Source organism: Streptomyces sp. NBC_00286 (genome assembly GCF_036173125.1).
Classification (GTDB): domain Bacteria; phylum Actinomycetota; class Actinomycetes; order Streptomycetales; family Streptomycetaceae; genus Streptomyces.
The window spans coordinates 4,409,332-4,421,011 of the sequence record NZ_CP108054.1 but is presented as its reverse complement, the minus strand read 5'-3'; the positions used below and the strand labels follow the sequence as shown (position 1 = coordinate 4,421,011).

The 11,680-nt window shown below is 71.5% G+C and carries 8 protein-coding genes and 1 pseudogene; 7 read left to right on the top strand and 2 right to left on the bottom strand.

Annotation, left to right across the window (positions count from 1 at the left end; genetic code table 11):
* The first annotated feature begins 15 nt into the window (after window positions 1-15).
* Window positions 16-399, top strand: coding sequence for a cold-shock protein (locus tag OHT21_RS20025; RefSeq protein ID WP_328769720.1), 384 nt, complete (start codon window positions 16-18; stop codon window positions 397-399).
* 161 nt (window positions 400-560) lie between these two features.
* Here the strand turns inward: OHT21_RS20025 and OHT21_RS20020 are convergent, their stop codons facing one another.
* Window positions 561-1,484, bottom strand: a complete 924-nt coding sequence (locus OHT21_RS20020) for a DUF3027 domain-containing protein (RefSeq protein ID WP_328769719.1) — start codon at window positions 1,482-1,484, stop codon at window positions 561-563.
* A 347-nt stretch (window positions 1,485-1,831) separates the two neighbouring features.
* Between OHT21_RS20020 and OHT21_RS20015 the strand changes: the two genes are divergently transcribed.
* From OHT21_RS20015 to OHT21_RS19995, 5 genes are all read left to right on the top strand, one after another.
* Window positions 1,832-3,265, top strand: coding sequence for an MFS transporter (locus OHT21_RS20015; protein ID WP_328769718.1), 1,434 nt, complete (start codon window positions 1,832-1,834; stop codon window positions 3,263-3,265).
* Between the two features lie 43 nt (window positions 3,266-3,308).
* Window positions 3,309-3,815, top strand: coding sequence for a hypothetical protein (locus tag OHT21_RS20010; protein WP_328769717.1), 507 nt, complete (start codon window positions 3,309-3,311; stop codon window positions 3,813-3,815).
* Between the two features lie 19 nt (window positions 3,816-3,834).
* Window positions 3,835-4,503 carry a futalosine hydrolase gene (locus OHT21_RS20005; protein ID WP_328769716.1) on the top strand — a complete coding sequence of 223 codons (669 nt, stop codon included), beginning with the start codon at window positions 3,835-3,837 and terminating at the stop codon, window positions 4,501-4,503.
* Window positions 4,493-5,344 carry a 1,4-dihydroxy-6-naphthoate synthase gene (locus tag OHT21_RS20000; RefSeq protein WP_328769715.1) on the top strand — a complete coding sequence of 284 codons (852 nt, stop codon included), beginning with the start codon at window positions 4,493-4,495 and terminating at the stop codon, window positions 5,342-5,344. Before OHT21_RS20005 ends, OHT21_RS20000 begins: the two co-directional genes overlap by 11 nt.
* A gap of 137 nt (window positions 5,345-5,481) precedes the next feature.
* The gene (locus OHT21_RS19995; protein WP_328769714.1) at window positions 5,482-8,634 is read left to right on the top strand and encodes a sacsin N-terminal ATP-binding-like domain-containing protein; all 3,153 of its coding nucleotides are present in this window, start codon (window positions 5,482-5,484) and stop codon (window positions 8,632-8,634) included.
* A gap of 193 nt (window positions 8,635-8,827) precedes the next feature.
* Here the strand turns inward: OHT21_RS19995 and OHT21_RS19990 are convergent, their stop codons facing one another.
* Window positions 8,828-11,224, bottom strand: coding sequence for an HAD-IC family P-type ATPase (locus tag OHT21_RS19990; RefSeq protein WP_328769713.1), 2,397 nt, complete (start codon window positions 11,222-11,224; stop codon window positions 8,828-8,830).
* 172 nt (window positions 11,225-11,396) lie between these two features.
* On the opposite strand from OHT21_RS19990, the pseudogene OHT21_RS19985 reads away from it, so the two are divergent.
* Window positions 11,397-11,660: pseudogene (locus OHT21_RS19985) on the top strand (DUF2530 domain-containing protein); the annotation flags it as partial.
* Window positions 11,661-11,680: the final 20 nt, after the last annotated feature.

Below are 11,680 nucleotides of genomic sequence, written 5' to 3'. Positions count from 1 at the left end.
GAGGGAGTGTGTGCTTTGCCGACTGGCAAGGTCAAGTGGTTCAACAGTGAGAAGGGCTTCGGCTTTCTCTCCCGCGACGACGGCGGCGATGTCTTCGTCCATTCCTCGGTCCTGCCCGCCGGAGTCGATGCTCTTAAGCCGGGGCAGCGCGTGGAGTTCGGTGTCGTGGCAGGCCAGCGCGGCGACCAGGCGCTCTCGGTGGTCCTCTTGGACCCGACCCCCTCCGTGGCGGCCGCCCAGCGCCGCAAGCCGGACGAACTCGCGTCGATCGTCCAGGACCTGACCACCCTGCTCGAGAACATCACGCCCATGCTCGAAAAGGGCCGCTACCCGGACAAGGCCTCCGGCAAGAAGATCGCGGGCCTGCTGCGGGCGGTGGCGGACCAGCTGGACGTGTAGGTCGCCCTGAGCCCGAGCCCTTGCCCCTCTCGGCGGAGGCTTGGGCTCAGAGTGAGACGCGACCTGGATCTGATTGTGGGGCCCAGGGGCGTAGCTGTGCATTGATACAGCCGGGAAGGGGCGGGGCTGGGGAAAAGGAACCGCCAACTGAACCCGGTGGTTCAGGAGTGGCCCAGTTCCGCCGACGATTCGTCCGGGGCCGGTGGGACGGAGCCCGAGTCCGGGGACGGGCGGAGGGGGAACGGGTCGACGCGGGTCTCGTCGATGACCGGTGGGGCCGGCCGCGGAGGCGCCGGCATGACCGCCGCCTCCGAGTGCCCGCCGCAGCCGTACGCCAGCGAGACCACCCGACCATCCGCCGGCGAGAACTCGTTGCCGCAGACCCCGAAGGCCTGCCCCAGCGACCCCCCGATCGGATACAGGAAACCGCAGCTCACGCACGAGGCCGGCGCCGCCTGAGCCATCGCGGTCTTGGGACCGTGCGTGTCCTCCCAGCGATCGGCCGCGGTATGGAGGCCGTACCGGGACAGCACCCGCGCCCGCCGAAGCCCCAGTTCCTCCGCGACCGCGGCGATCGAGCCACGCCTCGGTACGACGGGCAGCGTCGCAGGCGCCCCGGCCGTCACCTCGACATCCTCCGCCTCGACGAGCTCGGCCATCTCCTCGGAGACGGGCGAGTTCGGCGCGGGCTCGTCCTCGCCGGTGAACCCGGGCTCCAGCCGGAGATCCTCCGCGTCCGTGGGGAGCAGATCCCCCGGCCCCATGTCCCCGGGCCGAAGCCGCTCGCTCCACGGCACCCACTCGGGCGCGAGCAACGCGTCGGGCCCGGGCAGCAGCACCGTTTCGTCGAGGGTCACGAGCTTCGCCCGCGAGGCGCGCGCGACGGTCACCGCCCAGCGCCAGCCGCGATAGCCGGGCTCCTTGCACTCGAAGAAGTGCGTGACGACGCGGTCCCCTTCGGAGACGAGCCCGGAGTGCTCCCCGACGACGCCGGGCGCGGCGGCCTCCTCGGCGGCGGCCCTGGCGAGATCGACCGCCTCGGCGCACAGGCGGTCGGGGGTGCGGCTTCGCGTTGTCGCGCTCACAGGTATCGCTTCTCTCCTACGCCGTCTCACGGGTGCGCCATCCCTCGTCGGAGGGGCGGACGGAGCGGCTGGGGGCATCTCCCGGGCAGTTGAGACACCGGGGGAGGGCCGCGTCGACGTCCGCGCCCGATCGCACTCGGGCGCACCTACACCATCCATTCTGCGGGATGGCCGTCAGGCGCGCGGCCGAGAACCACCGTCGCGGGGGCGCGCTACGCACGCTACCCTCTCGCCGCCGCCGGGCACACACCGAGTCCGCAGCCCTTTACACGGACCCGACGGTCCACTCGACCCTCATACGCGCGGGTAAGGCACTATCTCCCCCCAACAAGGGGCACTATTGCGGAGTGGCAACCGCGAGGTCGTCCCAAGGTGCCGCCGGATTCGACGGAGTCGGTGCCGAGGGAAGTGGTCGGATGAGCGGAGCAGGCCCAGTGCGCGGGGCTCTCCGTTCCGTCGGGCGTGCCCTGCATCTGCCGTTCACGGGGACGGCGCGGGGCATCCGTAAAGCGACACATGCGCATGGAGCGGGCGAATCCGGGCTCGGCAAGCTGATCGAGCTGCACGGGGTGAACGGCGCCGGGGACATGATGATCACCGTCGCGCTCGCCTCGACGGTCTTCTTCTCGGTCCCGACGGACGAGGCCCGTGGCCGAGTGGCCCTGTACCTCGCGATCACGATGGCTCCGTTCACGCTGCTCGCCCCCGTCATCGGCCCCCTTCTGGACCGCCTCCCGCACGGCCGACGCGCCGCGATGGCGGGCGCGTTCATGGCGCGCGCGTTCATGGCCCTGCTGCTCTCGGGCGCCGTCGTCACAGGCAGCATCGAGCTGTATCCGGCCGCCCTCGGCGTCCTGGTGGCGTCGAAGGCGTACGGCGTCGTCAGAAGCGCGGTCGTGCCACGGCTGCTGCCGCCCAACTTCTCGCTGGTGAAGGCGAACTCGCGGGTCACGCTGGGCGGGCTGCTCGCCACGGGTGTGGCGGCGCCGATCGGGGCGGGGCTTCAGGCGCTGGGGCCGCGTTATCCGCTGTACGGGGCGTTTGTGATCTTCGTGGCGGGTACGTTCCTGTCGTTCACGCTGCCGTCCAAGGTCGACTCCGCGAAGGGCGAGGGCAAGGCGCTGCTGGCGGCGGACGAGCAGCATCTGCACGGGCCGCACCTGAAGCCGCCACAGCGTCCCGGGCTGCGTACGGTCGGACCCGCTGTCACCCACGCGCTCGCGGCGAACGCGGCCTTGCGCGGACTGTCCGGGTTCCTGATCTTCTTCCTGGCGTTCCTGCTGCGCGAGCATCCCCTGGCGGGCGTGAGCGCGGCGGTCTCGCTGGGCATAGTGGGCGTCGCGGCGGGGGCAGGCAACGCGCTGGGCACGGCGGTCGGAGCGGCGCTGAGATCGCGGGCTCCAGAGCTGATCATCGTGACGGTGATCGCGGCGGTACTGGGGGTCGCGATCACGACGGCGGTGTTCTTCGGGGTGATCCTGGTGGCCATACTGGCCGCGTTCGCCGGCTTCGCGCAGGCCCTGTCCAAGCTGTCGCTGGACGCCCTGATCCAACGCGACGTGCCCGAGCTGGTCCGTACATCGGCCTTCGCGCGCTCGGAAACCCTGCTGCAGATGTCCTGGGTGGTCGGCGGTGCGATCGGTATCGCCCTGCCCCTCAACGGCACCCTCGGCATGGCAATGGCCACCGCCATCGTCGCCGCCGGCTGGCTCACCACGGTCCGCGGACTGCTGAGCGCGGCCCGGCACCGCGGGGACCGCCCGCGAGCCCGCGTGGCCTGACCCGGTTGGCCGGGACACCCCCCAGGCCAGATAGCCTGCCCCCATGACCTCCCTGCCCCGCGGCAGTGCCGCTCCTGGACACGGCCACGTTCGCCGTCGTCGCGCCGTCGCTGCCGTCGGCGCTGTTTCCGCCGGACTCCTCGTCCTGGCCGCCTGTGACAAGCCGACGCCGATGGCGACCGTCACGGTCGGCAAGACCACGAAGAGCACCGAGGCCGAGTGCTACGAGGACGGCAAGGCCATCTCCCGTGACGAAGCCACCAAGTGCACTCAGAAGAAGGCCGAGAACACGATCCGGGTGCCGCAGGGCGAGACGCTGCGCATCGGCGTGGACCCGGACATCGCGGACGAGGGCTGGTCCCTGTGGATCGACGGTCAGCAGGTCATCGCGCCGCTCAAGAAGTCGTACTACTCCTTCCAGGGCGTCGACCTCTTCGCCCCCCAGCAGGGCCAGCAGGCCCCCAAGGAGCTGAGGGTCAGCGTCGTCCAGCAGTCCGGTGACGCCATCCAGGGCGTGTGGAACTTCAAGCTCGAGAACGACGACGCCTGAGCCGCCCGGTCCGCCGCCCATGCACATCCTCGTAGCCACCGCGGTCCCCGCCGAACGGGACGCGGTGGCTTCGGCGTTCAGCGGCAGCGGTCCCGTCGCCGTAGACCTGCTCGTCGCGGGCGTGGGCTCGGCGGCGGCCGCCGCGTCGACCGCGACCGCGCTCACTACTGCCGCGCTCACCGGGACCTCGTACGACCTCGTCGTCTCGGCCGGTATCGCCGGCGGCTTCCAGCCCGAGGCCCCCCTGGGGTCCCTCGTCCTCGCCGACGAGATCACCGTCGCGGACCTCGGCGCCGAGACCCCGGACGGCTTCGTGCCGGTCACCGAACTCGGCTTCGGGTCCGTCAGCCACCGGCCGCCGGAATCACTCGTACGAGAAGTCGCGGCCGTCACGGGAGCCCGTACCGGCACCGTCCTCACCGTCAACACCGTGACCGGAAGCGCCGAGCGTGCCGCCGAGTTGCGGCACCGTCATCCGGGAGCGCTGGCCGAGGCGATGGAGGGGTTCGGGGTGGCGGAGGCGGCCGCCGCGCACGGTGTGCCCGTGCTGGAGCTGCGCGCCGTGTCCAACCCCGTCGGCCCCCGCGACCGCGCCGCCTGGCGCATCGGCGACGCGCTCGCGGCGCTCACGGAGGCGTTCGGGAAGCTCCCGCCCGTACTGGAGAGTTGGAAGCCACATGACCACTGAGCAGCCCGTGCGGATCGCCTACTCCCCCTGCCCCAACGACACCTTCGTCTTCGACGCCTGGGCCCATGGACGCATCCCCGGAGCGCCCGCGCTCGAGGTGACGTTCGCGGACATCGACATCACCAACGGCATGGCCGAGCGCGCCGAGCTGGATGTGCTGAAGGTGTCGTACGCCGTGCTGCCGTACGTCCTCGACGAGTACGCCCTGCTGCCCTGCGGGGGCGCGCTGGGGCGGGGCTGCGGGCCGCTGGTGCTCACGCGGGAGCCGGGCGTGGACCTCACGGGCCGTACGGTCGCGGTGCCGAGCGAGAGGTCGACGGCCTATCTGCTGTTCCGCCTGTGGGCGGCGGACACGCTTGCGGAGGGTGTCGGCGAGATCGTGGTCATGCCGTTCCACGAGATCATGCCCGCCGTGCGGGACGGGCGGGTCGACGCGGGGCTCGTCATCCACGAGGCGCGGTTCACGTACCAGAAGTACGGGCTGCACAAGCTCGCGGACATGGGCGAGCACTGGGAGGACACCACCGGGCTGCCGATCCCGCTGGGCGCGATCATCGCCAAACGGTCGCTGGGCGCGGACGCGCTGGGACTGCTCGCCGACTCGATCCGTACGTCCGTCCGCGCCGCCTGGGACGACCCGGAGGCCTCCCGCCCGTACGTCCTGGAACACGCCCAGGAGATGGACCCGTCGGTCGCGGACCAGCACATCGGCCTGTACGTCAACGAGTTCACGGCAGACCTCGGCGAGGACGGCTACGCCGCAGTCCGTGGACTGCTCACGCGGGCGGCGGCCGAAGGACTGGTCCCGCCGCTCGGGCCGGACGCACTGGCGTTTCCCTGACCGGGTGCCGCGCGCTGCGGTTTCTGCAGGGGCGCGGCAACGATGGGAGCTCCCCACTCGAGCGAAGCCGAGAGTGACGGGGCGCGGTACCTTCGTGCGGCAAGTACGGCCGCACCCCCGAAGAAGGAGACAGAACCGTGACCAAGTTCGTGCGGCCGGCGGCCGAGGGCGCGGACCCGTTCGGGACGGGGCGGCTGCGACGCGGGGTGCTGGACGCCTGGGCCGCCAGCCCGGCCCGGTTCCGCGAGGACGCGAACGCCGAGGAGGACCTGGCCCTCGGCGGCTACCGCGACCGCCTCGTCGTAGAGCTGGCGCAGAACGCCGCCGACGCCGCGGCCCGCGCCGGCGTTCCGGGCCGCCTGCGGCTCACCCTCCGCGGCGGCGTCCTCGTCGCCGCCAACACCGGCGCCCCCCTCGACGCGGCCGGCGTCGAGTCGCTGTCCACCCTCCGCGCCTCCGCCAAACGCGAGGACCACGAAGGCACCGTCGGCCGCTACGGCGTCGGCTTCGCCGCCGTACTCGCGGTGACCGACGAGCCCGCCATCGTCGGCCGCCACGGCGGCGCCCGCTGGTCCCTCGCCGAGGCCCGCGAACTCGCCACGGACACCGCCCGCCACAGCCCGGGCCTGGGCGACGAGATCCGCCGCCGAGACGGCCATGTGCCCCTGCTGAGGCTGCCGTTCGCGGCGGAGGGCACGGCCCCGGATCCGTACGACACCGTCGTGATCCTCCCGCTGCGCGACCCCGCCGCCCAGGACCTCACCGAGCGCCTCCTCGACTCCATCGACGACGCCCTGCTCCTCGCCCTGCCAGGCCTGGAAGAGGTCATCGTGGAGACCGGCGAGGGAGGCGAGGGCGAAGAGGGCGTACGCACGCTGCGGCGACACAGCGAAGGCGGCGTCGTCACGATCGAGGACTCGCGGAACGGTACGACGCGCTGGCGCGCCGTCTCCGCGTACGGCGCCCTGGAGGCGGCCCTGCTCGCCGACCGCCCCGTAGAGGAGCGGCTGCGCCCGCAGTGGTCCGTCACCTGGGCGGTGCCCCTTGACGCCGACGGCTCCCCGGCCCGCCCCCGCACCAGCCCCGTAGTCCACGCGCCCACGCCGAGCGACGAAGCGCTCGGCGTACCCGCCCTGCTCATCGCCTCCTTCCCCCTCGACACGACCCGCCGCCATGCCGCCCCCGGCCCCCTCACGGACTTCCTCGTGCAGCGGGCGGCGGACGCGTACGCCGAACTGCTCGCCGACTGGCGGCCGGTCTCGACCGGGATCATCGACCTGGTGCCGGGCCCGCTCGGCAAGGGCGCGCTGGACGGCGCGCTGCGTCAGGCGATCCTCGACCGGCTGCCGCGTACCGCCTTCCTGCCCCCGGCCATCACGCCACGTGCCGAGGACACCGACCTGCCCGAAGCGCTCCGCCCCCGCGACGCCGAGGTGGTGGAAGGGGCCGGCGTCGAGACCGTACGGGTCCTCGCCGAGGTGCTGCCCAGCCTCCTCCCCGCCGGGCTCGAACGCCGGGTGGAGCTGCGCACGCTGGGCGTCGCGCGCGTACCGCTGACTGAGGCGATCGACCGGCTCGCGGGTCTGGAGAAGGAGCCCGGCTGGTGGCGGCGGCTGTACGACAGCCTCGCCGGGGTCGACCCGGACCGGCTCTCGGGGCTGCCCGTACCGCTCGCCGACGGACGTACGACGATCGGCCCCCGCCACATCCTCCTGCCTCTCCCCGACGGCCCCACCCCCCACGACACCTGGGCCGCCACCTCGGAGATCCTCGCCCGCCTCGGCCTCAAAGTCGCCCACCAGGACGCCGCCCACCCCCTCCTGGAGAAGCTCGGCGCCCTGCCCGCCACCCCGCGCGCCGTCCTCACGACCCCGCAGGTACGCGCCGCCGTCGCCGTATCCCTCGATGACGACGCCGGCTGGGACGAGGACGCCCCCGACGCCGAGGAACTCGCCGACACCGTCCTCGCCCTGGTACGCGACGCGGGCCTCGAACCCGGCGACGAACCCTGGCTCGGCGCCCTCGCCCTCCCGGACGACGAGGGCGAACTGGCCCCGGCCGGTGAACTCGTCCTCCCCGGCAGCCCCTTCGCCCAGGTCATGCGCGAGGACGAACTGGCCTCCGTGGACGCCGAGTTGGCCGAACGCTGGGGCGAGCAGCCGCTGGCCGCCTGCGGCGTGCTGGCGAACTTCGCCCTCGTACGCGCCACCGATGTCGTCCTCGACCCGGACGAACTGGAGCCCCGAGAGGGCGACTTCGCCGAACCTGACGACATCGGGCTGCTCGACGCCGTCGACGTGTGGTGCGAGGACGTCCTCGACCGGCTGCCCGATACGCCCGTGCCGCCGGTTGCCACGGAGATCGTCGCCGTACGGGATCTCGACCTCGTCGACGACGACCGCTGGCCGCAGGCCCTCGCCCTGCTCTCCCGCCCACCCCTGCGCGACGCCCTCACCCAGCCGGTACGCGTCCTGCTCCCGGACGGCACCCACGAGATCGTCCGCCCGTACACGGCGTGGTGGCTGCGGGGCCACCCGGTCCTGGACGGCCGCCGCCCGGCGGGCTTGCGAGCGGCAGGCGGCGACCCCCTCCTCCACGGCCTGTACGACGAAGCCGACGCGACGGGCTTCGAGGACGAGCAGGTACTACGGGCCCTAGGCGTACGCACCTCAGTAGCCGCCCTCCTGGCCGAACCCGGCGGAGCAGCCGAACTCCTGGACCGCCTGGCCGACCCGGACCGAGAGGTCTCGTCCTCCCAACTGCACGCGCTGTACGGCGCGTTGGCGGACTTGGACCCGGAGCAGGTAACGCTCCCCGACGAGCTACGGGCGGTGCGGGACGGCGAGATCGTGGTCGTCGACGCCTCCGAAGCGGTGGTAGTGGACTCCCCGGACCTACTCCCGTTCACAACGGGCGTCCCCCTGCTCCCCGTACGCCCGTCCCAAGCCGCCGACCTGGCCGAACTGTTCCAGGTCCGCCGCCTGAGCGAGTCGGTAACGGGCGAGGTGACGTCCGAGGGCGTAGAACGCGAGGTCCCTGACTCCGTCCGAGTCCTACTGGGCCGCGCGACCCCCGAGACATACGTAGAACACGAGGAACTCTTCGTGGCCGGCATCGAACTCGACTGGCGCCGCACACGAGACGGCGTCCTTCACGCGTCCACCTTGGAGGGCGTAGCAGCAGGCCTGGCCTGGGCGACAGGCCAGTGGCCCCGCCGCTTCGAGGTAGCGGCACTACTGGAGGACCCGTCCAGGACGGATGAGCTGGCGAGGGACCGCTGGTTCGACTGAAGGGCCCCGACAGGGGCGCGGGGCTGTATCAATTTGCGGCTCCGCCGCGCGGGCGCGACCAGCCACGACTCGCCCGCCGCCGCGACATGACCGTCACCCCCGCCCCGGTAGGCGCCCCACTCGCCGGAGGCAGGGGGGCCTGGGGGCGCAGCCCCCAGTTCCGGGAAGGGGCGGGACTGGGGAAAGAAACCCCCTACGCGGGAAACCGCCGATCCACCCACCGCCACAACCCCTCCAGCGTCCCCGCCGCCACCACCGCAACCCCCACCGCAGTCCACGGCATAGTCGCCCCCACCAACTTCAAAGCGAAAAACTCCTGCAGCCACGGCACAACAAGCACCACCACAAACCCAAGCCCCATAGCGGCAACCAGCCCCACCCGCCACCACGTGTACGGCCGGGCAATGATCGCCAGCACCCACATGGAGATCAGAAACAGCGTCAACGTCGCCGCACTGGTTTCCGCAGCCAAGGACCCCGGCCCGCTGTAGTACTCCCGCGCCACCAGATACGTAGCAAAGGTGGCGACGGCAGCAACCGCACCCCCCGGAATCGCATACCGCATAACCCGCCGCACAAAGTGCGGCCGAGCCCGCTCCTTGTTGGGCGCCAGCGCGAGGAAGAACGCCGGCACCCCGATCGTCAGAGTTGACAGCAAGGTCAGATGCCGGGGCAGGAACGGATACTCGACCTGCGAGATCACCACCATGATCGCCAGCAGCACGGAGTACACCGTCTTGACGAGGAACAACGTCGCGACCCGGGTGATGTTCCCGATCACCCGCCGCCCCTCCGCGACCACCGAAGGCAGCGTCGCGAAACTGTTGTTGAGCAGCACGATCTGCGCCACGGCCCGCGTGGCCTCAGAACCGGACCCCATCGAGACGCCGATGTCGGCGTCCTTGAGGGCCAGCACGTCGTTCACGCCGTCGCCGGTCATCGCGACGGTGTGCCCGCGCGACTGGAGCGCGCCCACCATGTCCCGCTTCTGCTGCGGGGTGACCCGCCCGAACACCGTGCCCGAGTCCAGCGCCTCGGCCATCTCGTCCTGCTCGGCGGGTAGCCGGCGCGCGTCCACGACGTTCCCGGTGAGCCCCAGCTTTCCGGCGACCGCGCCCACGGACACGGCGTTGTCGCCGGAGATGACCTTGGCCTGCACGTTCTGCTCGTCGAAGTAGCGCAGCGTGTCCGCGGCGTCGGGGCGCAGCCGCTGCTCCAGGACAACGAGAGCGGTGGGCGAGGCGCCCTCGGCGACCGAGGGATCGTCCAGCTCGCGCGCGGCCCGGGCCAGCAGCAGCACCCGCAGTCCCTCCTCGTTGAGCCGCTCGGTCTCGGTGAGCGCCGGGTCCCCGTCGGGCAGCAGTACGTCGGGCGCCCCGAGCAGCCACGTACTCGAGTCGCCGTCGCTCTCGCTGAAGGACGCCCCGCTGTATTTGCGGGCGGAGGAGAAGGGCAGCGACTGAAGGCAGCGCCAGCCCGAGCCGTTCGGGTAGGTGTCGATGATCGCCTGCAAGGACGCGTTCGGCCGCGGGTCCGAGTCCCCGAGGGCGCCGAGGACGGTGCGTACGTACGCCTCGTCGTTGCCGTCCAGCGCACGCAGCTCGCGGACGTCCATGCCGCCCTCGGTCAGCGTGCCCGTCTTGTCGAGGCAGACGGTGTCGACGCGGGCGAGACCCTCGATGGCGGGGAGTTCCTGCACGAGGCACTGCTTGCGGCCGAGCCGGATGACGCCGATCGCGAAGGCCACCGACGTCAGCAGCACAAGACCTTCGGGGACCATCGGGACGATGCCGCCGACGGTCCGCGCGACCGAGTCCTTGAAGTCGTTGTCCTTGACGACGAGCTGGCTGATGATGAGGCCGATCGCGGTCGGGACCATCATCCATGTCACGTACTTGAGGATCGTGGAGATACCGGAACGCAGCTCGGAGTGGACCAGCGTGAACCGGCTCGCCTCCTCGGCGAGCTGCGCCGCGTACGCCTCGCGCCCCACCTTCGTGGCGGTGAACGCGCCGCCGCCCGCCACCACGAAGCTGCCCGACATGACCTGGTCGCCGGGCTGCTTGACGACCGGGTCCGCCTCACCGGTGAGCAGCGACTCGTCGATCTCCAGGCTGTCGGTCTCGACGCACTCGCCGTCCACCACGATCTTGTCGCCGGGCCCGATCTCGATCAGATCCCCGAGCACGATCTCGGAGGTGCCGATCTCGGCCGCGGCCCCGTCCCTGCGTACGGTCGGCCGTGCCTCGCCGATCACCGCGAGCGAGTCCAGGGTCTTCTTCGCGCGCCACTCCTGGATGATGCCGATGCCCGTGTTCGCCAGGATGACGAAGCCGAACAGGCTGTCCTGGATCGGCGCCACGGACAGCATGATCACCCACAGCACGCCGATGATCGCGTTGAAGCGGGTGAAGACGTTCGCGCGGATGATGTCGACCGTGGAGCGGCTGCTGCGCACCGGTACGTCGTTGACCTCGCCCCGGGCCACCCGCTCGGCGACTTCGGCGGTGGTCAGGCCTCTCGCCCGGGTGAGGGGGCTGGCCACAGGATGCACGGGATCGAGTTCCGCGCCCGCGTCAATGTGCGTCATGGAGAAGACGTTACGGGGGGATTTGAGGCCCCACACGCCACGCGTGGCAAAGATCCGACCATGGGAGGACGGGAACGGGCGGAAATGGTGCCGCAGTTGTACGGGGTCTACGGGATGTGCGGGGCGTCCAGGGCACGGGGACCGCCCCCGTACACCCCCGTAAGCTGTTCCCATGGCGAAGTGGACACCTAGGCATGAGGCACCGGAACCCCTTGAAGGGCCCGTTGTCGCCACCGTCACGGGTGGCACGATCCTCTGGTTCGTCCTCTTCCTGGCGCAGCTCCCGTTCTACGGCTGGTTCGACGACCACGGGTATCTGTGGTGGCTGTGGACCTGCCTGGCCGGTGGGGGACTCGGGTTCATCGGCATCTGGTACGTACGCAGGTGGGAGGCGGCGCTCAAGCGCGCCGCGACCGAGGCTGAGGCCGAGGCGGACGCCCGTACGGAAGCCGACGC